Source organism: Achromobacter pulmonis (genome assembly GCF_002885955.2).
Classification (GTDB): domain Bacteria; phylum Pseudomonadota; class Gammaproteobacteria; order Burkholderiales; family Burkholderiaceae_B; genus Achromobacter; species Achromobacter pulmonis_A.
Genome location: NZ_POQS01000012.1, coordinates 8,749 through 30,271, shown reverse-complemented (window position 1 = coordinate 30,271; position 21,523 = coordinate 8,749). Strand labels below are relative to the sequence as shown.

The window sequence follows — 21,523 nt, the reverse complement described above, 5'->3', positions numbered from 1 at the left end:
CATGTCCGCACCGAACCCACTCAATCAGGCCGTCCTCGCCCAGGCGCTCTACGACCTGCGCAACGGCCAATTGCGTCGATGCAAGGCGATGGGGTTCGGGGAGGAAGAGTTGGACGCGCTCAAGCACCCGGCGCTGATCAGCGTGTTGGCCAATGCCAACGTCTCCTGGTGCTCTGTCTCCGTGAACCGCGAAGTGCTCCGACGCTTGCTCAAGCAGGCGCAGGACGTGGAGAAGGAGATCGCCACCGTCGATCGCATGCTGCGTCTGGGCGCCAGTACAGAAATGGTGAGTCGCTTCTACGGGCTTACGCATCAGGAAGTCGCGCTACGACGCGAAGTTCTCGGTCTGCCCAAACGCAAGGGTCGCCATCCGGTTCTAGACGAGGAGCAGGACACGGAACTGTGGCGGCGCTGGAAGGCCGTGACCAGCAGCAGGAATGTCGATCTGGAGGACGAAACCTCGGTCCTTGATGCGGCAATGGACCTCGCCGAAGGCATGGAACTGCCGCTGTCGGTGGTCTGGGCTGCGATCAAAGGCTGGATCGATCAAGGATTGGGTTGAGTTATGGCCGTGGATGACTCAGCACCACGAGCATCACGCCATGGCCCCGTCGCCCTCGCTGATCTGTTCGACAGCGCGCTGAAAGACCTTGCGCCCAAACCCCGCGCGCCCACATCCGCACCCGCATCTGCACCGTCGCCTGAGTCAACATCTGGTGACGGTTTCCTTTTCAGCGGCAATCGGCACGAGAGCGTGCCGCGGCGGCTCTTTCTCGACCGACGCCTAACACCGCTGGAGCGCAATGCGTGGCAAGTGTTTCGGATGATGCTCAACGAGGATGGCGTCACTGCGTTTCCGACGTATGAGCAACTTCGACCATGGCTCGCTTCAACACCCTGCGCTGGACAAGCCTCCCACGAGACCGTCGCACGCGAGCTGACGCTGTTGCGCCTGACACGCTGGTTGAGTCTCGTGCGGCGCAGACGCGACCCCAAAACCGGCCGTATTCTCGGCAACCTCTATGTTCTACACGACGAGCCCTTGACTCCATTCGAGGCGATGCAGCTCGACGCGGACTACTTGCAGCTCGTCAGCCAGGCTCTGGGCCACTCGGCCAAGGCCGTTCAGGTCGTGGGCCTGCACACCCTCAAGGAGATCGCCAAAGACCCGTTGCTGTCCGGCCGCACGCTGCCCTCGCGGCTGCAGGTCCTTGCCGAACGCCTCGCCAGCCAGGGCATCGGGACGCAAGAGAGTTATCCACAGGAGGACATGGTTCACGATTCCGAAGAAGGGGCTCCAAGCCTTCTTCGGAATCCCGAGCACCCGTCTTCGGAATCCGAAGCAGGGCCGAAACCCGCGTCAGACGGCTCTCTTTGGAATCCGAAGCAGGACCGTACTGTACGTAGTAGTCGTATTAATGAAGTACGTACTACCGCGCGCGAGCGTGGGCAGGCGCGCGCGATGCAAGGTGTCCGCTTGCCTGATCGCTTCCTTGGTTTGAAAGAAGAGCAGCAGGCCGGGGCGATGGTGGCATTGCAGCAGGTCGATGTCCCGCTGCGTCAGGCCGTGCTGGACGAATGGGCCGATCGTTGTCGCGGCAACACCATCCGCAACCCGGCCGGCTACCTGTTCGGCATCATCCAGCGCGCCATCCGTGGCGAGTTCAACGCGTGGGCCAAGCAGGCTGGCGCGACAGCACACCCCACCGCCGCGCGAGATGCGCAGTCTGAGGCACCACGCAATGTGGTTCCACCCGAGGTGGCCAAACAGCACATCGAACGGCTGCGTGACCTTCTGCGCAAGAGCTGATCGTTACGAGCGGCATGGTCATGAGGCAGACATCCGTGGCCGTCAGTAGAGCTATCCCCAGGGGATAAATGTAATGCAAGGCGTAACGCCGACAGGTACGGCCTGGTACTTTCGTCCACTGCACTGCAATGGCGCCGGTTTCAGGAGCGACGCTGACCATTCGCGCGAACAGCGCTCCATGGCGTTTGATGGAGCTATCCCCTGGGGATAGCTCGTGCCTCGGGCTGGGACTGCCACGACAACCGGGGACTGATTCATTTCGGTTTGTTGACTGACTGCCTTCCGTTGCGTGCCGATCCTGACGGCTCCTTTTCCACAGCGGGCGGTCACCATGGCAACCAACGAACCTTTACAACTCAATCTCGGCTCCTTGCGCAGCGCGATGTCGCTGACGCTTCACACCCACCACGCCTCGCGCATCTGGCACGGGCGTGCCGCCGCTGAGGGGCGGCCGGGCATTGTCGGGCTCAACGGCTACATCGCCGTGATGAACAAGATGAAGCGCGGATCGGAGCAAGACGACCCGTACAGCGACTGGTGGATGTTGCGCATCGAGGAAAAGCTCGATCAGACCAAATCCACGCTGCAATCGCTGCGCGAGCAAGTTGATCAGGCGCTGGCCGGCGTACCCGCAGCATTGAGCCTGGGCGAAAACCTCAACGTGCAGCCGGTGAAGCTCCCCTTGTTTGTGAACGCGCAGCTCGGCTTCGCGGCGGTCTATCTCCTGGCCGACTACGACGACATCGCCCGCAAGTTGATCCTCGCCCATCACACCGCGCTGATCGATCGCTCGACATTGGAGCGCTGGCTCAACGAAGGCGCCCACGCGCTGCGCAGCCTGTTCAGTCTGGCGCAGCAGTACCGCTACTCGGGCTGCACCCGCGACGACTTCGCGGCCAAAAATGCCGCAGCGCGGGCGGCGCTGGAGAAGTTCGGCGAACTGCCCCAGGAGGTGCTCGAAGGCACACGCCGTTCGAAGTTTGCGCCCCCCATCGCGCGCCGTGGCCTGCAACAGCGCAGCGATGGTTCTGCCGCAGCGCCTCCGTCCGGCGATGAAGCCATCACCGCCGAGCCATCCGAAACCGCAGCCGGTGAGGACGAACCGGCATGAGCGATCTGAACCAACCGATCCGCTACTTCCGGGGCCTGCAACAGGAAGCCTTCATGCGGCTGGAACACGCGGCCTCTCTAAAAGGCCTTTTAAAGCCCTTTAAAGGTAAAGGGGACTTCGAGGCCTGGGCCAGCCAGTGCTTCGCCATGCGCGACGAACTGATTGGCTTGGCGCAGCGACAGGTGCTGCCACAGGCGTGCGGGCATCCCTTCCACCTGCTTCCCGTCGAGCTGGCCCAGCAGACCACTGGCGCAGGCACAGCCTTTCTTCGCTGGCGCAAGCACGATCGCTCGGCCATGGGCGTGGCCCTGTGGCAGCAGCTGATCGCCGGCTCCAGCACGCCGGTCAACCTGCTGCACGACCTGCATGCAATCGAATTGCAGCGCATCACGCTAAACATGCAGATAAGCCTGCTGCACACCCTGGGCAGGCAAGCACAGGAATGCGCCAGCAAAGCGGCCGAGGCGGACAACACCTACCTGTGCCGGCTCGCGTCCGTTTCTGTCGCAGTGCGCGATCAGTGATTGCGCCAGCCATCCGAGTACGCGCCCGACGCCGATGAGGCACGGGAATTTCAACCACCACGGAGATTGCACCATGAGCACACAATTCATCGGCGAAGGCAACATCGGCTCGCCACCGGAGTACCGCGAATTCACCAATGGCAACGACGAACCCAGCCGCCTGCTGCGCCTGAACGTCTATTTCGATAACCCCGTTCCCAAGAAGGATGGCACCTTTGAGGACCGTGGCGGCTTCTGGGCGCCGGTGGAAATCTGGCACCGCGACGCCGAGCACTGGCAGCGCCTCTACCAGAAGGGTATGCGGGTGCTGGTGATCGGCCGCATGGAGCGCGAGCCCTGGACGGACAACGAAGATCAGCCACGCGAGACCTGGCAAGTCAACGCGCGCAGCGTCGGCATTCTGCCGTACCGCATCGAGTCTGTGGTCCTCAGCCCGAAGCCACAGGAGGCAGAACCGAAGCCGCAGGCCGACCAGGAATCGACCGCGCCGAAAGAGACGAAGCGCAGGAAGTGACCCGGCACGGAGGGCGGCTGCCGCGGTGCTTAGCCGCCCTCCATGTGCCGCGAGCTATCCCCAGGGGATAGCTCCATCAACGTCCACCGAATTCCACGCGCTCCCGACAATCGCGGCTTCCGGCACGCGCACGTCCGACCACGCGCCTTCCTCGCACACGCCACCCCATTCCGTGAAAGTGGTCGCCACCGCATGCGGCTTGTTTGCTGCTGCCCTTGGTAGCGCTCGGCATCCTCGATTCCAGCAACCCAATGAACCACGGAAATCGGATGGACCGACATGCGGCTGTTCTTGTGCGAGAAGCCCTCCCAGGGCAAAGACATTGGCCGGATTCTCGGTGCCACGCAGCGCGGTGAAGGCTGTCTCAATGGTTCCGGCGTCACTGTCACCTGGTGCATCGGCCATCTCGTAGAAGCCGCTGCGCCCGAAGCCTACGACGAGCAGTTGAAGCGCTGGTCCATCGAGCAGTTGCCCATCATTCCCCAGCAGTGGCGGGTCGAGGTCAAACCGAAGACCGCCACGCAATTCAAGGTCGTCAAGGCGCTTCTGGCGAAGGCGACCCAGCTTGTCATCGCCACCGATGCCGACCGCGAAGGCGAGTTGATCGCTCGCGAGATCATCGAACTGTGCGGCTACCGCGGCTCCATCGAGCGGCTATGGTTGTCGGCACTCAACGATGCGTCCATCCGCGCCGCGCTGGGCAAGCTCAGGCCATCGGCCGAGACGCTGCCGATGTACTACTCGGCGCTGGCACGATCGCGGGCCGACTGGCTCGTGGGAATGAACCTCAGCCGCCTGTTCACCGTGCTCGGTCGACAAGCGGGCTACGACGGCGTGCTGTCGGTCGGCCGGGTGCAGACACCGACGCTCAAGCTCGTGGTGGACCGCGACCGCGAAATTGCGGCCTTCGTGTCCGTACCGTACTGGGCCATCGACGTGTCCCTGTCCGCAAGCGGCCAGTCTTTCACCGCGCAATGGGTTCCGCCCGATGCCTACACCGACGACACGGGCCGCTGCCTGCAGCAGCCGGTCGCACAGCAGGCCGCGCAGCATATCCGCGGCGCGGGCAGCGCGCAGGTGGTGTCGGTCGAGACCGAGCGCGTGCGCGAAGGCCCGCCGCTGCTGTTCGACCTGGGCACGCTTCAGGAGGTTTGTTCCAAGCAGCTTGGGCTGGACGTGCAAGAAACCCTGGAGATCGCTCAAGCCCTCTACGAGACCCACAAGGCCACGACGTACCCGCGCTCGGATTCCGGCTATCTGCCCGAAAGCATGTTCGCCGAGGTGTCCATGGTTCTCGACAGTCTGCTCAAGACCGATCCCTCGCTGCGCCCGATCATGGACCAGCTCGACCGCTCCCAGCGCTCGCGTGCATGGAACGACAGCAAGGTCACGGCGCACCACGGCATCATCCCGACCCTCGAACCGGCGAACCTCTCGGCCATGAGCGAGAAGGAGTTGGCGGTGTACCGGCTGATCCGGGCGCATTACCTTGCGCAGTTCCTCCCTCACCACGAGTTCGACCGCACTGTGGCGAACCTAGCCTGCGGCCAGCAGAAACTGGCGGCCACGGGCAAGCAGGTCGTGGTGAAGGGCTGGCGCCTGGTACTGACCGAGCCTCAGCCCGACGAGGACGGCGACGCTGCGGCGCGCAGCCAGGTGCTTCCCGCGCTGCGCGAGGGCTTGGCATGTCTGGTGGCCGACGTCGATCTGAAGGCGCTCAAAACGCTGCCACCCAGGCCGTACACGCAGGGCGAACTTGTCAAATCCATGAAGGGAGTCGCCAAGCTGGTGACGGACCCGCGCCTGAAGCAGAAGCTCAGGGACACGGTCGGCATCGGCACCGAAGCGACGCGAGCCAACATCATCAGCGGCCTGATCGCACGCGGCTATATCGTGAAGAAGGGACGCGCCATCCGCGCATCCGATGCTGCTTTCACACTGATCGACGCCGTGCCCGCGGCGATCGCCGACCCTGGCACTACCGCTGTCTGGGAACAGGCGCTCGACATGATCGAAGCTGGACAGCTTACGCTGGACGTATTCATCGGAAAGCAGGCTGCATGGATTTCGCAGTTGATCGCGCAGTACAGCATCGCGTCCCTGTCCATCAAGGTTCCCCAAGGGCCGGCATGCCCGCAGTGCGGCGCACCCACGCGTCAGCGCAGCGGCAAGAGCGGCCCGTTTTGGTCGTGCAGTCGTTACCCCGACTGCAAAGGCACGCTGCCGGTCGAATCCGGCACGTCCAAGCGCGGTGCCTCGCGCCCGCGCCGCAGCGGCCGCCAAGGTTCCTGACCCGACCCCGTTCCCCGTGAGCCGTGCCCGCCATCGGCGGCGTGGCCCTTGTCCCGCACGCCCTGCGGGACGCCCAGCGCGCAACGCCTTCTTGATCCGTGCGCGCGTCCCGCCTGGCCGCTCCGGCCACGGGACCTGAAGGTAGCTTCTCCGCGAACCGCATCCCGCGCGTTCTGCTGATCTGCATTTCTTCCGCCCACTGCGAAGGGTCTCCCGATGGCTTGTCGAACTGCACGAGNTGGCCGACGTCGATCTGAAGGCGCTCAAAACGCTGCCACCCAGGCCGTACACGCAGGGCGAACTTGTCAAATCCATGAAGGGAGTCGCCAAGCTGGTGACGGACCCGCGCCTGAAGCAGAAGCTCAGGGACACGGTCGGCATCGGCACCGAAGCGACGCGAGCCAACATCATCAGCGGCCTGATCGCACGCGGCTATATCGTGAAGAAGGGACGCGCCATCCGCGCATCCGATGCTGCTTTCACACTGATCGACGCCGTGCCCGCGGCGATCGCCGACCCTGGCACTACCGCTGTCTGGGAACAGGCGCTCGACATGATCGAAGCTGGACAGCTTACGCTGGACGTATTCATCGGAAAGCAGGCTGCATGGATTTCGCAGTTGATCGCGCAGTACAGCATCGCGTCCCTGTCCATCAAGGTTCCCCAAGGGCCGGCATGCCCGCAGTGCGGCGCACCCACGCGTCAGCGCAGCGGCAAGAGCGGCCCGTTTTGGTCGTGCAGTCGTTACCCCGACTGCAAAGGCACGCTGCCGGTCGAATCCGGCACGTCCAAGCGCGGTGCCTCGCGCCCGCGCCGCAGCGGCCGCCAAGGTTCCTGACCCGACCCCGTTCCCCGTGAGCCGTGCCCGCCATCGGCGGCGTGGCCCTTGTCCCGCACGCCCTGCGGGACGCCCAGCGCGCAACGCCTTCTTGATCCGTGCGCGCGTCCCGCCTGGCCGCTCCGGCCACGGGACCTGAAGGTAGCTTCTCCGCGAACCGCATCCCGCGCGTTCTGCTGATCTGCATTTCTTCCGCCCACTGCGAAGGGTCTCCCGATGGCTTGTCGAACTGCACGAGCCACCCGGAGACCCTTCGTGGTCAGCGGTATTCGGTGCCGGTGCCCGCCGGCGCAAAAACGGGCTCCCTTTGTGCGCGGATGTGCGCCAGACGATGCCGGCCCCAGCCACGACATGGGCCGGGTGTGATTGCTGACAGCAGACGGTTTTAGCGACGACCGGGCCTGCCAATCAGTCCACGGGTGGTTCCTCTTTCCTCCCGAGCCGAAGGCCGCTGGGCCTTCGGCGCCTTTCTCCTGCCCATCAACGTCCCGGCCCGCCCAACGGCTCTGGGCCACACGAACAGGAGACCCAACATGAACCCCCATCCTTGCCCCCCGACTCACGGCAGGCCGCGCAACGCGCCGCTGCTCTACGGCAGCGTGTGCAGCGGCATCGAGGCTGCGAGCCTCGCTTGGCAACCCCTCGGCCTCGAAGCCGCGTGGTTCGCAGAGATCGAGCCGTTCCCGAGCGCCGTGCTCGCCCACCGTTACCCCCGTGTGCCCAACCTGGGCGACATGACCGCGATCGCCCGCCAGGTGCGCGCCGGCACCGTGCCGGCGCCCGACATCCTGGTCGGCGGCACGCCATGCCAGTCGTTCAGCGTCGCCGGTGCGCGCCAGGGACTGGATGACCCGCGCGGCGCCTTGACCCTTGCCTATGTGGAGCTTGCAAATGCCATCGACCAAACCCGCCACCAAGACCGCCGCCCGTCGGCAACTCTCGTCTGGGAAAACGTCCCCGGCGTCCTCAACGACCGCAGCAATGCCTTCGGGCATTTCCTGGGCGCACTGGCCGGAGAAGGCCGTGCGCTCCAACCGCCAGGGGAAAAATGGGCGCACGCAGGTTGTGTGTCTGGACCCCGGCGCCGCATCGCCTGGCGCGTGCTCGACGCTCAATATTTCGGTGTCGCCCAACGCCGCAAGCGTGTGTTTCTTGTGGCAAGTGGTGGAGATGAGCTCGATCCCGTCGAAGTACTTTTTGAGCGCACAGGCCTGCTCGGGGATTCTTCTGCGGGCAGCGCGCCGTGGCAAGAAGCTGCCCGTACTGCTGGATCGGGTGCTGAAGCAGCAGGCGGATACGCAGGACTGAAGCAGCCCTACGGCACGGTCACGACGACCTTCGGATTCAGTGGCGGCACCGGCCCCGTCGATGTGGCGGCATGTCTCATGGCCGCAGGCCCCAAGCACGACATCTGCACGGAGACGTTCATGGTGCAGTCGATCGCCGGCAGCATCGCCCACACCCTCGACACTGCCAACGGCGGCAAGGGCAGCAGCGAAGACGGTACGGGCAAGGGTGTGCCGATCATCGCTTTCACCGCGCAGGGCAGCGGTGCGGATGCCACGATGGATCGGGCTCCGACGCTGCGTGCAGGTGGGCACCGCAACAGCCATGCGAACGCCGGTGTCGTACCCGCCATCGCCTTCGCGCAGAACAACCGCGGCGAAGTGCGTTTCGAGTCGGGCCATGGGCAGGTAGCTTGCACCGTCCTTTCCAACGGCAAGCCGGGCTATGGCGTGCCGATGGTGGCCTGCGTTGCCCTGCAGGGACGGCAGCAGGGTCTTACCGCAGAACTGGGCGGCGGCGTATCAGACGCACTGCGCACCAGCAGCGGCGGCGCTGACAAGCCCCATGTGCTGGCACCCGACTTCGAGGCGCATTTCCGCTACGACTGGAGCGAGCCCGGCCCCGGCGACTGGTCGCACTGGCGGGTGCGGCGGCTGATGCCCATGGAATGCGAGCGGCTGCAAGGCATGCCCGACGACTACACGCTGATCCCGTACCGCGGCAAGCCCGCCGCGGATGCTCCGCGCTACAAGGCGATCGGCAACTCCATGGCCGTCCCGTGCATGGCATGGCTGGGCCAACGCCTCGTGCAGTGCATGCACAAGACGGGATCGACAGCTCCGGATTGATGCACGACGTCGCCAGCGGGCCACGCCATTCTTCCTCCTGCATTGCCGACGTGTCGGCAGCAGCCAGCAGCCGGGGTGTCCAGGCTGCCGTGGGTTCTACCCGCGCCACCCACCAGTTCGCCTCGGCATCTCACCGGCGAACGCTGCCCACCGGGGCATCGATGCCTCTTTTTTTCCAACCCACGGGATGGCCGCCATGTCCCGTCGGAGGCATGTCGCCACCCGGTCGATTTCAGGACTTCCCATGGATAACATCACCAAGCAAGACCGCATCACGCTGAAGAACCTCAAGGTGGCCGACTTCGCCAGCGAGGAAACGATGTGCTTCAGCGCCACCGTCGTGTTCGACGGCACTCCAATCGCCGAGGCCCGCAACGACGGCCACGGCGGCTCGACGTTCCTCCACGCGCTCAATGGCAAGTCGGCGCTGCTGGCGCAGGCCGAAGCCTTCGCCAAGGGCCTGCCGCCTGCACCGCTCGACCTCGGCCACGAGGGTGAAGACCCTCATTACATCGACATGACGCTCGACTTCCTGATCGATGAACTGGCCGATGCCATGCACGCCGAGCGCAAGGTGCGAGCCGCGTTCAACCGCGACATCGGCAACAAGGTGCTGTTCATCAAGGACGGAAAACTGCTGTTCATCAAGGGCATCAAGCTCAAGGCCATCGCCGACCGCAAAGCGTACTTCGCTTCGCTGCGCGCCCGACAGGCCCAACCCATCGTCATCCTCGCCGAGCTTCCGCCCGAGCAGGCAATTGACCTGTGGAAGCAGCATGTCCTGGGCGACAAGCCCGCCTGACCCAGCGCCGACGCCCCCTCCCGACAGCCCCGCACTCGATGCGGGGCTTCTTTTTTTCGGAGCCCATCAATCGGGGCTGGGCCGGATGCCGTTTTCCAACTGACGCAGCGCGGCCCGCGCACGAAGCTGCCCGCATGTTCGCTGATTCGTCAGCACATGCCAGCAGCCAGGGTTTCAGGCTGCCGCGGGTCTCTCCCGCGTTGCCCACCAGTCCGCATCGCATCAAGTCTGCGGACGCGCGTCCCCGTGACGTCGATGCTTTTTATCAACCGCGTGCGGGAGCTGCCATCCCGTGAGGGACGAGGCCCCGCTTTTCCAAGGAGCCCGTCCATGTCCCAGCAAGCCTCTTTCGGCCAACTGGCCCTGACCTACTGCGGCAAGTTTCTGCCGCTCGAAGTCCTGCAAAGCGCCGCCGGTCACTACATCGGCACGCGCGATACCGAAGGCCCCGTTTCGCGGGAATCCCGCGAGTACTTCCGCAGCTATGCCGCGGCTCAACGTGCCCTCGAAAGAGGCGGCTGGTCCCAGCTCGCCATTCCCTNGCAGGCCGAAGCCTTCGCCAAGGGCCTGCCGCCTGCACCGCTCGACCTCGGCCACGAGGGTGAAGACCCTCATTACATCGACATGACGCTCGACTTCCTGATCGATGAACTGGCCGATGCCATGCACGCCGAGCGCAAGGTGCGAGCCGCGTTCAACCGCGACATCGGCAACAAGGTGCTGTTCATCAAGGACGGAAAACTGCTGTTCATCAAGGGCATCAAGCTCAAGGCCATCGCCGACCGCAAAGCGTACTTCGCTTCGCTGCGCGCCCGACAGGCCCAACCCATCGTCATCCTCGCCGAGCTTCCGCCCGAGCAGGCAATTGACCTGTGGAAGCAGCATGTCCTGGGCGACAAGCCCGCCTGACCCAGCGCCGACGCCCCCTCCCGACAGCCCCGCACTCGATGCGGGGCTTCTTTTTTTCGGAGCCCATCAATCGGGGCTGGGCCGGATGCCGTTTTCCAACTGACGCAGCGCGGCCCGCGCACGAAGCTGCCCGCATGTTCGCTGATTCGTCAGCACATGCCAGCAGCCAGGGTTTCAGGCTGCCGCGGGTCTCTCCCGCGTTGCCCACCAGTCCGCATCGCATCAAGTCTGCGGACGCGCGTCCCCGTGACGTCGATGCTTTTTATCAACCGCGTGCGGGAGCTGCCATCCCGTGAGGGACGAGGCCCCGCTTTTCCAAGGAGCCCGTCCATGTCCCAGCAAGCCTCTTTCGGCCAACTGGCCCTGACCTACTGCGGCAAGTTTCTGCCGCTCGAAGTCCTGCAAAGCGCCGCCGGTCACTACATCGGCACGCGCGATACCGAAGGCCCCGTTTCGCGGGAATCCCGCGAGTACTTCCGCAGCTATGCCGCGGCTCAACGTGCCCTCGAAAGAGGCGGCTGGTCCCAGCTCGCCATTCCCTGATCCAACTGGAGGAATCACGTCATGAACCAGCTACTGCCGCGGGAAGTAGTCGATCAGATCATGCGGGAAGAACAGCATTTCGCTGCCGCGTCCCAAGCCTTCTTCGAGGCCTGGAAGCGCGGTGTCGAGATCGCTGGGCCCGAATGGTTCGGTGACGGCACCCGTGAAGGTCTGAACCAGGCCAAGAGCAAGTGGGATCTACGTCCCAACATGCTGCAGCTCAACGATGCCCTCGGCGTCCTGAGCAGCGGCGAACGCATGTTCCTGTCCGCCATGGTCAGCTTCTACAACGCGCGCGAGGGCGGTGCCATGCTCAAGCGCTGCCACTTCAACGGACTGTCGGACTTCGACGGTCTCGATCTGCAACGCCGCAAGGTCATCGCCGACCTGCTGGTGAACTACAACGGCTGGTGAGCCGGTCCCCGGCGCACCACTGCTTTTCGTTCCCCCCGAGAGGGACATGCGCCCACAAAGCCATGTCACTCAATTTCTTCGCCATCGCCCAGCGCCAACGGCCTCGGGCTATTACTTGCGGATGCCACCGTCCGCATGGGCTGGCTCCGCTCACTTCTCGAAAGGAGCCACCATGGCAAACAACTACTACGAGGGCACGGGCGTTCTCATGCTTGATCGTGTTACCCCCGTCATCAAGGCGCTGTTCGGCGTCTTCGCATTGGATGAAAGCTATCCCGGCAACGGGCATGCCTACATCGCCAGGATCGCCGAGACCAATGATCCGCAATGGTCGAATGTGCTGGGCGGTCTGGAAGACCTCGCAGCGCAACTCGGCATACCCATGCCCGACGACGAAGGCTTGTCGATTTCTCCACTGCTCGAACTGCTGGCCGTGCACTTCGGAGCCGACCAGGATGAGGAACTGCAGAACCTGATCGAACAACACCAGTTCGAGGACAGCGCCGATCTGGAGGCCTTACTTCTGATCGCAACCTGCTTCGACGACGGCCATGACCTGACCGCCATCCAGTTCGAGGGCTGCTGGTATTGCAGCAAGCCAAGGCTGTTCGAGTTCGGCGGCGACGGTTGCTATCTGAGCCGCGAAGTCCAGGTCTTCAGAACATCCTCGCAGGCGCGCCAACTCGGCGACCAACTGCGCAAAGCCATTAAGGCCAGCGACATCGAAGAGGCCTCGGCGTTGATCGCACTGGAGGCCGCCAATCTGCTCGCGGGCATCAACGACGAGCATTTCCGCCTGAATGTGCGCCATCGCATCGCCGAACGGCTGGCCCAGACGCCAACGATCAGTACCGACTGACGCATTTTCTCTTTTCAACCCACCGGGTCCAATTCCCGGTGGCGGGGATTGGCTCCATTATTCAATCTGGAGAAATCCCATGTCCCAAAATCCCAATCCCTTTGTCCGCGGCTACTGGAATCTGAAAATCGTCCGCACGCTGTCCATCAGCTACGAGGACGGAAGCCCGCATGTCTGGCGAGCCATCCACGTGAGCCAACAGCACCTCTCCGATGAGGAACTGGTTTCTTCCCCCTGCATCGTCACCAGCGAGTTCGCTGTGGTCAGGAATGGCACTGAACCTGTCAGCGCCGAACTGATGGCCGAATGCAATGCTGTTGAAGGCGTCAGCGGCGAAGGCGTAGTTGGTGCCGTGGTCTATGCCATTCATGGCGACGACTTCGACGGCCGCCCGATCCACGTCGGTGACACCTATTCGGCCGAAGCCGCGCGAGACGTGGTGCAGCGGTTGAGTTTCGAGACCGGCTATTACAGCCGATGCTGGGAAATCAGCAGCGCGCACATCAGCCAGGAAACCGGCCAGTACCTCGCCAACCTGGCAGACCTCGCCACGCCGGAGGCCTTTCTGTTCATCGCCTTCCGGGTTCCGTACAGCCCGACGATCGGCGTCAAGCTGATTTCCACGCCCTGGACGGACCAGAACCTGGAGCATGCCGAGGGCATCGGCGCGGAGCAGCTTCGACAAGAGCACCGGAACAAGGGCATGCCGGACGACCTGGCGAACATCCTTGAACTGGCTGGCCAGGCCGATGTGCGCATTCTCATCCTCGACGCTGATGCGCCCGCGCTACTGGGCTTGCCGCTGGCCGAGTCCTAGCAGTCGCGCCACGCACCATTCTTCCTCTTTGTTCTCCCCCATGTCAGCCCGTCTCCCGCCCGGAGCTGGGCTGATCCATTTTCATAGGAGCAACCTCATGTTCCCCGACCTCATCTCGCATGCACCCGACTTCGAGCACCAGCTCGGAGCCTGCGTCAACGCCATGAGCCAGGACGACGCCATCGGCCAGATCCTAGTATTCGAGCGCGCGAGCGGCATGCTACACATGCGCCATATCGCCAGCGCCGACCTGGTGGACACCGACATTGACGACTACGAAATGGTCGTCTTCGACGGTTGCAACACCAGCGGCGACACGTGGAAGCATGTGTTCTTTCCACGTCAGCGCGAACACTATTTCGTGTACGAAGCCTGACCCATCCAGCCCCTTTCGAGGGGCTTTTTCTTGCCCGCAGCGCAGGAAACCGGGTGCTGTGCAGTGCCGTTTCATGCGGGCGGGCCGCCCATTCCGCGGCCATCCTTGCCCCATGTTCGTCGGCGTTGCCGACACATGCCCAGACAGCCGAGACCTTCAAGGCTGCAAGTGCGGGAAACCGTGCTGGTCTTTTTTCTTATCGGACGTTCCGCGTCCATCCACGCCACCCACAAGGGATCTCTCCCTTGCGGGCGGGAATCCCTTGTTCTTCCTCAAGGAGATTCCCATGGACCGTTCCCTCATCAAATCCATGATGCCTTCGCTTGTCGCAGGCCATGTGCCCCGCAACGTGCGGTCGTTCAAGTACCGCGTGTTCGATGATCAGCCGCAGTCCTCGACGCTGGGCTTCGCCATCGATCCCCAGCCCTTCGACGGCAAGGTGGTCGCCGCGACTGACGATGCCATCGTCGTCAAGCTCAAGCCATCCGAGTTCGCGGTGCTCGATCCCAACCTTGTGACCTCTGTTCCCAGCGAAGGCGCCAAGGTGCGTGTCCAACCGTACGCACGGCACCGTTTCGACGGCCTGCGCGCGGACACCCCGGAAGAGCGCACGGAGATGACGTCCGACGGCATTCCCTACACCGTCAAGACGCACATCCTCGGCTCCGCGCCGGCCAAGCTGCCCATCCCCGAGCCGCAGTGCATGGAACTGGGCCAGCTCATCCAACAGTTGGAGGAAATGCCGGCGCCCGACGGGTTCCGGCGCATCACCCACATGCTGGTCGATGCGGGCGCCCGCGACTTCACCTGGGTCGATCCGAAGCCGTCCAAGATCATCGAGACACCTCCGGCGATCAGCTTCACGGTTTCGACCGCGAAGTTCGAGGGCCAGGTGACGATCCTCTACGACCGTGGCGGCGACACCTACGTGGTGGAGCTGTGCCGCGATGGCGAACTGGTCGATCGGCACGACGAGGTGTATTTCGACATGCTCGGTGAAGTGCTGGAGAGGCTCATCGACGACGGGCGCTGGCGCCTGATCGACGTGAGCGTGATCGACGCCAAGGCCACCCGGCGACGCCAGGCGGTTGGGGCGTGACGCACGTGGCAAGCGACTGCTCGGTGGTGTATTCGTGCAACGAGTCCGCCATCAGCGATAGCGCAGGCTTCTGGCCCAACGAGTTCGGTTGGGTCCAGTTCGACCAGGCGACGCGCTTCTCGACGGAAGAGATCGGGAGATTACAGCTTCCGACCTCGACCGGCCGGGATGCGCGCTTCGTTCCCTGACAGGAAGCCAAGCAGCGCTACGGCTGAGTCCGCAGCCTGACGGCGACTTACCCCCACAGGCCTTCCATCCGCTCGGGTGGAGGGCCCTTTTTCTTCATCTCATACAGGAGATTTCAACCATGTCACTGCGGTTCAAAGGCGCTGACCTGCGTCCTGTGCTGGCCGAGGCCATCGCCAATCAATGCCGTGTGGTCCTCGTCAAGGACGAGGGCGTGTACTTCTTTGCCGAGCGGGGGGAGCACCGCCCCGATGACCGCGTAAAGCTGCTGGCCTATGCCGTCGGCTGCAACCCGGATTCCGATCCATTCGAGGGTTGGTGGCACCTGGCCGAGCATGTGCTGGGTGGCGACGACTTTGCCGAGTCCTTCGATCCGACTGACAGCGTCTTCACTTGCATCCTGCACGGCACAGATGACCTGATGCTGTCCGCTTCCGACACGCACCTGTCCTTGGAAGTCGTGCCTCCCATCTGACGCGGCATTCACCGCCCAGTCCTCAAGCCCCCTAACAGGGGCTCTCTTTTCTTCGCACCGCAGCCATCGTTGCGCGTGCGCGTTCGTCTCAGGACGCCATGGCCAGCCGCGTCGGCCCGCCCGCCGACTTGCCCACGGAGACGACCGCATGCACGACCCGTTCAAGATCACCCAACCGACCTGCATCAGCTTCTCGGGCGGGCGCACGAGCGCCTACATGCTCTGGCGCGTGCTGCAGACCAATGGCGGCCTGCCTGCCGATACCGTGGTCTGCTTCGCCAACACGGGCAAGGAAGTCGAAGCGACCTTGCGCTTTGTGCGCGATTGCGCCGAGCACTGGCACGTGCCGATCCGCTGGCTCGAATACGTGCCCATGGAACCGGGCTTCGCTCTGATCGACTTCGATCGGGCCAGCCGCCAGGGCGAGCCGTTCGAGGCGCTGATCCGCAAACGCCAGTACCTGCCCAATCCCGTTGCGCGGGGCTGCACGACCAGCCTGAAAATTCGCCCGATGCACCGCTTCCTGCGGCATCTGGGATGGACGGACTGGGACCAGATGATCGGCATCCGCGCCGATGAGCAGCGACGCGTCTCAAAGATTCGTGCGCGCGGCCACTCCACCGAATCGACCCATGAGACCATGTGCATGCCGCTGGCGGATGCCGGCGTCACCGTGCGCGACGTGAACGCGTTCTGGCAGGCACAGCCGTTCGACCTCGACCTGCTGACGGTGAACGGACGCACGCTCGAAGGCAACTGCGACCTGTGTTTCCTCAAGCCGCGTGGGCAGCGCCTGGCCCTTATCAAGGCCCGGCCCGAGGCCGCCGTGTGGTGGATTCGCATGGAATCCCTGAACCTCGCGAGCAAGCCCAGCGGCGCCCGGTTCCGCGCCGATGGCCCCAGCTATGCCGATCTGGCGCGCTTCGCTGCCGACCAGGGCGATCTGTTCGATGGCGCCGAGGAAGCCATTGCCTGCTTCTGCGGCGACTGATGCGCATGGACAGGCCATTGATCGCGCCACGGCTGCAACTCCTGCCCGCGTCGCTACGGGTCGCTAATGGCTTTGTACAGGACCACCACCGCCACCACCGCCCGGTCCAAGGGGTGAAGTTCGCCCTGGCCGTTGCCCCGCGCGGCAGCGATTGCATCTGCGGCGTGGCCATCGTCGGTCGCCCGGTCGCGCGGCACTTGGACGACGGCTGGACCCTCGAAGTAACGAGGCTATGTACCGACGGTGCGCCGAACGCCTGCAGCAAGCTCTATGGCGCCGCTTGGAAGGCGGCCAAGGCCCTCGGCTACACGCGGCTGATCACCTATACCTTGCCCGAGGAAGGTGGTGCCAGCCTGCGCGCCGCCGGCTGGCGGCTGGTCGGCACGCGCGGCGGCGGCGCCTGGAGCCGCCCAAGCCGCCCTCGCGCCGACACGCCCCAGCACCTGAGCGGACCCAAGTACCTGTGGGAAGCGCCGGGCGGCGCCCACAAAGGGAATCGCCCCGGTGCCGATTGATTGCTGCCCCGCGCGCGAGGCCGGCACATGCTGGCCCCATGCCTGCTGACGTTGTCAGCGACATGCCAGGCAACCATCGGTCTTCGAGGTTGCGGCGCAGTTCCCACTGCGTGACCGAGCCAGCTCGCACCGCATCCGTCCGCGAGCGGCCACCAGTGATGGTGGCGGATGCTTTCGCGTTATCAACCCACCGCGGGGTTACGCACCTTTCCCCGCATGCGTGGGTCGGTGTGTCTCCGCTTCTTCCCTATGGAGATTCACCATGAACACCACGTCCAACGAGAAATCGTATTTCGACCTCCACACCTCGGGCATCGGCTACATCCAGCGTGCCCGCGAGGTTCCCGTCCGGGGCGGCCGCCGTGCGCAGCCGTTCCTGGCATGCTCCATCGCCGCGCTGGTCGGTCCCGCCAAGGACCCGACCTACCGCTACTTCGACGTCAAGGTCTCGGGTGCCGAGGCCAAGAAGCTGGTCGAACGCTACATCGGCGTTGACGACCCGAAGCAGCGTCCGCTGGTGCGCTTTCGCACCGGCGATCTGCGCGGTGATCCGTACATCCGCGACAAAGGTGAAAAGAAGGGCCAGGCCGGCGCGTCCCTCAAGGCACGTCTGCTCAAGTCCGAACTGATTGACCGGGCCGAACTGGCCTCGATCAAGCAGCATGAACTGATCACTCGCGGCATTGGCTACCTCAGCCGTGTGAAGGACGTCACCCCCAAGGATGGCGACCCCTTCCTGTCATGCACCATCGCCGCCCTGACCGGGCCTGTCGATGAACCGGAATATCGGTACTTCGACACCATCGTCGCCACCCCCGAGGCCGAGCATCTGGTTCGCCGGTGCATCCAGGCCATCGAAGGGGACNTCGGTACTTCGACACCATCGTCGCCACCCCCGAGGCCGAGCATCTGGTTCGCCGGTGCATCCAGGCCATCGAAGGGGACCGCAAGGTGCTGATCGCCTTCCGTCTGAACGACATGAAGATCGATCCGTACATCCGCACCAAAGGCGAGCGCGCCGGGGAACCGGGAGCAAGCCTGGAATCGACGCTGGTTCACATCGGTCTCATCAAGATCGATNCTTCCGTCTGAACGACATGAAGATCGATCCGTACATCCGCACCAAAGGCGAGCGCGCCGGGGAACCGGGAGCAAGCCTGGAATCGACGCTGGTTCACATCGGTCTCATCAAGATCGATGGCACCCAGGTCTATCCGACGAGCCAGGCGCGAGCCGAGGCGCCGCAGGCCGAGGACGCACCCGCGCCCGAAGCCGAGGTTGCCGCCGACACCGTTGCCGACCAGCTGGTCGAGTCCGCCGAGCGCGAGCCCGCAGGTGAAGTCGAGGAGCAGGAGCCGGCATTGGCTGCTTCGTTCTGATCCGGCATGGCCCCTCACGGGGCCTTGCCTTTTTCCTATTCCCCAAGGAGAACCATCATGGCAGCCACATCGGCACCTACAAGATCAGTCCTGCCCATCGTCGTCCCGGGCCAGCTCACGTTGCGGACCATCCGCGGCAAGAACGGCCCGTTCACGGTCGGTCGCCTGACCACTCCCATCGGCGAGTTCGCGGTCAAAGACGCGGAACTGGAGCAGTACCCCGAAGGCAAGTACGACGGGGAATTCATCATTCGCTACATCTTCGCGAAGTCCTATCCGGTCGCGGGCGGCGCACGCTTTGAAATCCGCGCCAACCTCGATGGCATGACGCTCAACGGTATCGACAAGCTGAGCCGTGACGAGGCCCGCAGCTTCGCCACCCAGGAAGTCGATCCGCTCGATGAAGAGCAAGGGGCGCAGCCTGCGGCAACGCCGGCCAAGCCCGCCAAAGTGTCCAAGCCCGCCAAGCCCGCCCCCGTGCAGGCGTCGGCGGACCCGCTGGTCGACACCACACCCTTCGGTGTGGATGCGTCACCGCCCGCTGCGGCCGCTGCCCCTGGCAGTGCCGAAGAAGGCGACGCCGCGCTGTTCGGCATCCTGTGGCCGCTGGGTGAATCCGTGAAACTGGATTCGACCATCGACCGCCGCACCCTGCGCGCGCAGATCGTCCGCCTGGGCGAACTTGGCTACGCGCTGGACTTCAAGACGCAGGAGTGGAGCCGCCAGGCCGAACTGCAACCTGCGTGATCGGAGACGCTGCATCCGCGGTGTTCTTCATCCACCCGCCGGGGTTCTTTCCCCATGCGGGGGAGACCCCGGCCTTTTCTTNNNACGCGCCAGCGTGAAGGTCATCGCCCACGCGCTGCGTGGCAACGTCCTCTGGTCTGTTGTGCAAGTGACGGCCAAGGCCGAAGGCGTACACCGTGATCTCGCATCGGGCCAGTCCCTGTGCACCATCCGCTGCGATCTGCTGGAACGCAGCGGCGGCCAGTGGGGCTACAAGCCGCTGGACGAGTCCATGCACCCGTACTACTACTCGTGTCCGCTGTCTTATCTAGACCTCGCACCGGAGCAGTCCGCCGACTGGCGTGCAGGCGTTCGCGCCTACCACGCTCGGCGGCGCACATCCAAGGAGGCCACAGCCCAAGCTACGGCGCTGATGGCCTGAACCTAAGCTTTTTACTTCCACCCCAAGGGGCAGTACTTGCCCCTGCGGGCGGTGCTGTTCCCGTTCATCCNTTGGAGGTCTCCATCATGTCCAACATCGCTTCAGATACCCACCGTTCCGCACTGGATGAAACCGCGTGGCGGGCTGTCTGCGAGACGGCTGCCAAGCAAGCCATCCATGGCTGCGGACAGTCTCACGACTGGTACGTGGAACTGTTCAGTTCAGAAGTTGACGCGCAAGTACATCGGTTACCCGAGCATCAGCAGGCATATGCCCTGCAGATAGCAGAGGAATACGGGGACTACGCAACACCCGCCGAAAGGCAGGAGACTCAGGACTGGAATGCCGAAAACGGTATTTGCATGCACGGCATCGATCGGGATTGCTGCCCGGCCGGTTGCGGTGATCTTGAGTACTGACACGCGACTTCATCGCTGCTAACGCGGCATTCCATCACCCGCTGGGGGTTCTCCCCCACGGGGAGGCCTCCGGCTCCATTTTTCAGGAGGCCTCTCATGGGCTGGTATTTCTCCCCCCAATCGCGGTCTGAACTGATCGCGGAACTGATCGCACCGCAAGAGACCGAGCGCGCCAGCGTCAAGGTCATCGCCCACGCGCTGCGTGGCAACGTCCTCTGGTCCGTCGCCGAAGTGACGGCCAAGGCCGAAGGCGTGCATCGTGATCTGGCGCCGGGCCAATCCCTGCGCTACATCCGCTGCGATCTGCTTGAACGCAGCGGAAGCCAGTGGGGTTACAAGCCGCTGGAAGAGTCCATGCACCCGTACTACTACTCGTGCCCGCTGTCCTATCTGGATCTCGCACCGGAGCAGTCCGCCGAATGGCGTGCAGGCGTTCGCGCCCACCACGCGCGGCGGCGCACACCGACGGCTTCCACGGCACCCGCCGCAGCGCTGTTGGTCTGAGCCAGGAGGAACCGACATGGACCCGATCCTGGCCGCGCTTCCGCCCTCGCTGCTGAAACTCGTTGAAGGCAGTTTGTCCAACGACGAAGTGTCCTCCGACGAGGAAATGCAGGAGTACTTCATCGGCAATGGCCTCACCGAGGAACAGGCGCGGCAGGCACTGACCTACCGCGACCAGTACCTCAACAACATCTACCTGGACGGCTTCACGCCGATTACCGCGGTGGACGAGGCACTTCACTTCAACCCGCACACCCGGCAGTTCGAGCCGGACTGAGCGGTTTTCTTCCACCCCTTGGGGCAGTACTTGCCCCAGCGGGCGGTGCTGTTCCCGTTCATCCGAGGACACCACCATGCCCGCAGACACTTCTTCCACCACGCTTTACCGCATCGACGAATGCCCCGACGTGATGGCCGACGCTTGCGTCGGCGATGACCAAGGCAACCTCGTCTTCCTCTCGATCTGGGCGCGGGACACCGCCGTCCAGCAATTCCTCGCTCGCCTGACCCTCGGGCGCGACGAGCAGGGACTGGACCAGTTCCACGTCATCACCGACCAGGGCGGCAGCGTCCCGGTGTTCATCGGCAACGTCGATCGTCTGGAAAAGCGCATGACTCGCGCCTACCGACGAACGCTGTTCGGATCGCTCTCCAACGTGTGGCTGTTCGATCGCCGCTGCGTGAAGCCCGACAAGGCCAACGCCAGCGCGCTCGCACTGCTGCCACGCGGCAACGCCCACCGGCTTGACCGCATGTGGACGCTGGTGCGGGACACCTGCCCGTTGCCGCTGCTCGATCACTGGCGCGAGACCGTGCTGGAACTGCTGCAAACCCGCGAGATGC

Annotated in this window: 24 protein-coding genes and 4 pseudogenes; all 28 read left to right on the top strand. The window is 64.1% G+C overall.

Going from position 1 to position 21,523, the window contains the following annotated elements:
* Position 1: 1 nt before the first annotated feature.
* Complete coding sequence (locus tag C1I89_RS31300) at positions 2–562, top strand: DUF2857 domain-containing protein (RefSeq protein WP_011489279.1); 561 nt, start codon at positions 2–4, stop codon at positions 560–562.
* Between the two features lie 3 nt (positions 563–565).
* Positions 566–1,810 (top strand): STY4528 family pathogenicity island replication protein, encoded by a 1,245-nt coding sequence (locus tag C1I89_RS31295; protein ID WP_102776143.1) that lies wholly within the window; start codon positions 566–568, stop codon positions 1,808–1,810.
* Positions 1,811–2,141: 331 nt separating this feature from the next.
* Positions 2,142–2,921 (top strand): PFL_4669 family integrating conjugative element protein, encoded by a 780-nt coding sequence (locus C1I89_RS31290; RefSeq protein ID WP_011489281.1) that lies wholly within the window; start codon positions 2,142–2,144, stop codon positions 2,919–2,921.
* Positions 2,918–3,445, top strand: coding sequence for a DUF3158 family protein (locus C1I89_RS31285; protein WP_102776142.1), 528 nt, complete (start codon positions 2,918–2,920; stop codon positions 3,443–3,445). Before C1I89_RS31290 ends, C1I89_RS31285 begins: the two co-directional genes overlap by 4 nt.
* A 73-nt stretch (positions 3,446–3,518) precedes the next feature.
* Positions 3,519–3,959 carry a single-stranded DNA-binding protein gene (locus C1I89_RS31280; RefSeq protein ID WP_102776141.1) on the top strand — a complete coding sequence of 147 codons (441 nt, stop codon included), beginning with the start codon at positions 3,519–3,521 and terminating at the stop codon, positions 3,957–3,959.
* A 279-nt stretch (positions 3,960–4,238) separates the two neighbouring features.
* Positions 4,239–6,251 (top strand): DNA topoisomerase III, encoded by a 2,013-nt coding sequence (locus C1I89_RS31275; protein ID WP_102776140.1) that lies wholly within the window; start codon positions 4,239–4,241, stop codon positions 6,249–6,251.
* A gap of 247 nt (positions 6,252–6,498) precedes the next feature.
* A pseudogene (locus tag C1I89_RS31270) lies at positions 6,499–7,089 on the top strand (DNA topoisomerase); the annotation flags it as partial.
* 533 nt (positions 7,090–7,622) lie between these two features.
* On the top strand, positions 7,623–9,224 hold the full coding sequence (locus tag C1I89_RS31265; RefSeq protein WP_102776139.1) for a DNA cytosine methyltransferase: 1,602 nt from the start codon (positions 7,623–7,625) through the stop codon (positions 9,222–9,224).
* Positions 9,225–9,468: 244 nt separating this feature from the next.
* The gene (locus C1I89_RS31260; protein WP_102776138.1) at positions 9,469–10,026 is read left to right on the top strand and encodes a hypothetical protein; all 558 of its coding nucleotides are present in this window, start codon (positions 9,469–9,471) and stop codon (positions 10,024–10,026) included.
* 531 nt (positions 10,027–10,557) lie between these two features.
* Positions 10,558–10,935: pseudogene (locus tag C1I89_RS35685) on the top strand (hypothetical protein); the annotation flags it as partial.
* A 330-nt stretch (positions 10,936–11,265) separates the two neighbouring features.
* A complete protein-coding gene (locus C1I89_RS31250; RefSeq protein WP_003290186.1) occupies positions 11,266–11,478 on the top strand; it encodes a hypothetical protein in 213 nt (70 codons plus the stop codon).
* A 21-nt stretch (positions 11,479–11,499) separates the two neighbouring features.
* Complete coding sequence (locus C1I89_RS31245) at positions 11,500–11,892, top strand: hypothetical protein (protein ID WP_102776136.1); 393 nt, start codon at positions 11,500–11,502, stop codon at positions 11,890–11,892.
* Positions 11,893–12,064: 172 nt separating this feature from the next.
* On the top strand, positions 12,065–12,751 hold the full coding sequence (locus C1I89_RS31240; RefSeq protein WP_102776135.1) for a hypothetical protein: 687 nt from the start codon (positions 12,065–12,067) through the stop codon (positions 12,749–12,751).
* A 79-nt stretch (positions 12,752–12,830) separates the two neighbouring features.
* Complete coding sequence (locus C1I89_RS31235; protein WP_102776134.1) at positions 12,831–13,568, top strand: ABC transporter substrate-binding protein; 738 nt, start codon at positions 12,831–12,833, stop codon at positions 13,566–13,568.
* 97 nt (positions 13,569–13,665) lie between these two features.
* Positions 13,666–13,944, top strand: coding sequence for a uridylate kinase (locus C1I89_RS31230; RefSeq protein WP_102776133.1), 279 nt, complete (start codon positions 13,666–13,668; stop codon positions 13,942–13,944).
* A gap of 286 nt (positions 13,945–14,230) precedes the next feature.
* Entirely contained in the window at positions 14,231–15,043 is an 813-nt protein-coding gene (locus C1I89_RS31225) for a GTPase (RefSeq protein WP_102776132.1), read from the top strand.
* The gene (locus C1I89_RS31220) at positions 15,040–15,231 is read left to right on the top strand and encodes a hypothetical protein (RefSeq protein WP_102776131.1); all 192 of its coding nucleotides are present in this window, start codon (positions 15,040–15,042) and stop codon (positions 15,229–15,231) included. The genes C1I89_RS31225 and C1I89_RS31220 overlap by 4 nt, the downstream gene beginning before the upstream one ends.
* Positions 15,232–15,350: 119 nt before the next feature.
* Positions 15,351–15,704, top strand: a complete 354-nt coding sequence (locus C1I89_RS31215; protein WP_102776130.1) for a DUF3085 domain-containing protein — start codon at positions 15,351–15,353, stop codon at positions 15,702–15,704.
* 148 nt (positions 15,705–15,852) lie between these two features.
* The gene (locus C1I89_RS31210; RefSeq protein ID WP_102776129.1) at positions 15,853–16,695 is read left to right on the top strand and encodes a phosphoadenosine phosphosulfate reductase domain-containing protein; all 843 of its coding nucleotides are present in this window, start codon (positions 15,853–15,855) and stop codon (positions 16,693–16,695) included.
* Positions 16,695–17,210, top strand: a complete 516-nt coding sequence (locus tag C1I89_RS31205) for an XF1762 family protein (RefSeq protein WP_392388257.1) — start codon at positions 16,695–16,697, stop codon at positions 17,208–17,210. Before C1I89_RS31210 ends, C1I89_RS31205 begins: the two co-directional genes overlap by 1 nt.
* A gap of 262 nt (positions 17,211–17,472) precedes the next feature.
* Positions 17,473–18,290: pseudogene (locus C1I89_RS31200) on the top strand (DUF3577 domain-containing protein); the annotation flags it as partial.
* A 2-nt stretch (positions 18,291–18,292) separates the two neighbouring features.
* Positions 18,293–18,589 (top strand): annotated as a pseudogene (locus C1I89_RS35680) (DUF3577 domain-containing protein); the annotation flags it as partial.
* Between the two features lie 57 nt (positions 18,590–18,646).
* Positions 18,647–19,336: a DUF3275 family protein gene (locus tag C1I89_RS31195; protein ID WP_102776128.1), complete on the top strand. Its 690-nt coding sequence runs from the start codon at positions 18,647–18,649 to the stop codon at positions 19,334–19,336.
* 94 nt (positions 19,337–19,430) lie between these two features.
* Entirely contained in the window at positions 19,431–19,757 is a 327-nt protein-coding gene (locus C1I89_RS31190) for a hypothetical protein (RefSeq protein WP_102776127.1), read from the top strand.
* An 86-nt stretch (positions 19,758–19,843) separates the two neighbouring features.
* Positions 19,844–20,176, top strand: a complete 333-nt coding sequence (locus tag C1I89_RS31185; protein ID WP_102776126.1) for a hypothetical protein — start codon at positions 19,844–19,846, stop codon at positions 20,174–20,176.
* A 96-nt stretch (positions 20,177–20,272) separates the two neighbouring features.
* Positions 20,273–20,680: a hypothetical protein gene (locus C1I89_RS31180; RefSeq protein WP_094840513.1), complete on the top strand. Its 408-nt coding sequence runs from the start codon at positions 20,273–20,275 to the stop codon at positions 20,678–20,680.
* 16 nt (positions 20,681–20,696) lie between these two features.
* Positions 20,697–20,957: a hypothetical protein gene (locus C1I89_RS31175; RefSeq protein WP_094840514.1), complete on the top strand. Its 261-nt coding sequence runs from the start codon at positions 20,697–20,699 to the stop codon at positions 20,955–20,957.
* A 76-nt stretch (positions 20,958–21,033) separates the two neighbouring features.
* A partial coding sequence (locus C1I89_RS31170) for a hypothetical protein (protein WP_102776125.1) occupies positions 21,034–21,523 on the top strand: 490 nt, incomplete at its 3' end.